Below are 1134 nucleotides of genomic sequence, written 5' to 3' on the forward strand. Positions count from 1 at the left end.
CACCTGCTTGCCGCGCTCAAGCAGCTTTTTCGTCAAGTTGCCTGTGCCGACGCCAAACTCGAGCACGACTTGGCCGGCTTTGTCGGCGACCGTGCTTAAAATGCGGTCATAACCGGCAAACACGTCTCGATATTGCTCATCGTATCCTTCGACCGATCGGTCATACGATTCCGCCCATTGCTCAAACAAGTCAAGAAACTCTCTGCCCATATGGTCACACCCCAAAAAAAGTTTATAATTCCTATAAATATAGTATGTTTTTTTCGTATTGCCTGCTCTTACTGTAGCATATGTTTTTCCCTTGTTCAACGATCATGTTCGTTCGTATTGTTCCCCCTTGTACTCCGGTGGATGAGGGCGGGAAAATTTGCTACACTGACAATGGAAAGGAGGAAGAACGATGCCGAACATTTCTCTTGATTTGATCGAGGACAAAATCGAATTTTTTGAAGCGGACGACTTGCGGACGCTCGAGAAAAAAATCAACGAACAAATTGAACATAACAAGGCGCTCTTGCTTTCCGTCCATCATGTATCCCATCAAATGCACGTCATGGAAAACGGAAAGCGGTGGTACAGCGCAGTCGTTCATTTCAAAGCGAAAAAATAACAGGCGCCCTTCGTTTTTGGGCGCCTGTGTATTTTTCCGCCGCTAATGAACCGCCATCGTTTCACTGATGCCGCCAAAGTTTCGAATATCTCCGCTTCCCCTCATCATGCCGCTTATGGCTTTTGCTTCAACTTTTGCACTTTCGTCGGCTTCCAGCCTTCGTTCGTCACCCATTCAATGTACACTTTGTAATGGGCGATTTGATCTTTCGTCGAAATCGTCGCGACTGCTTTGTTCGGCCCGTTGTTGCCGATGAACCAAACGATCATCTCCTCCGGGGCGATGCCGGTCGCATAGCTGACGGCATCGAGCATTTCCTTCCAGTCGACCGAATCTTTCTTAAACACCGTTTCATGCGGCTCCGTTTGCGTCGTACCGATCGGCTGCCATGCCGGGTTGACGATTTCTTTTTCAACGTTGGACCCCGGCGGGCCCGGCGTTTCTGTCATGCCCGCTTCGCTCGTTTCATCGGTGGAAGCAGCATCTTCTTCCTCGGCGGGCGTTTCGGCTTCCGCCGGCGCCGC

General features: G+C 50.2%; 2 protein-coding genes and 1 pseudogene. 1 reads left to right on the forward strand and 2 read right to left on the reverse strand.

The window, feature by feature from the left end; genetic code table 11:
• Positions 1-210: pseudogene (locus VU18_RS15525) on the reverse strand (SAM-dependent methyltransferase); the annotation flags it as partial.
• A 190-nt stretch (positions 211-400) separates the two neighbouring features.
• Between VU18_RS15525 and VU18_RS15530 the strand changes: the two are divergent.
• The gene (locus tag VU18_RS15530; RefSeq protein ID WP_011232022.1) at positions 401-610 is read left to right on the forward strand and encodes a YrzA family protein; all 210 of its coding nucleotides are present in this window, start codon (positions 401-403) and stop codon (positions 608-610) included.
• Between the two features lie 113 nt (positions 611-723).
• Here VU18_RS15530 and VU18_RS15535 read toward each other — a convergent pair.
• Positions 724-1134: YrrS family protein (locus tag VU18_RS15535; RefSeq protein ID WP_047758448.1), on the reverse strand; the 411-nt coding region annotated here is incomplete at its 5' end.

This window comes from Geobacillus sp. ZGt-1, from assembly GCF_001026865.1.
GTDB lineage: Bacteria > Bacillota > Bacilli > Bacillales > Anoxybacillaceae > Geobacillus > Geobacillus thermoleovorans.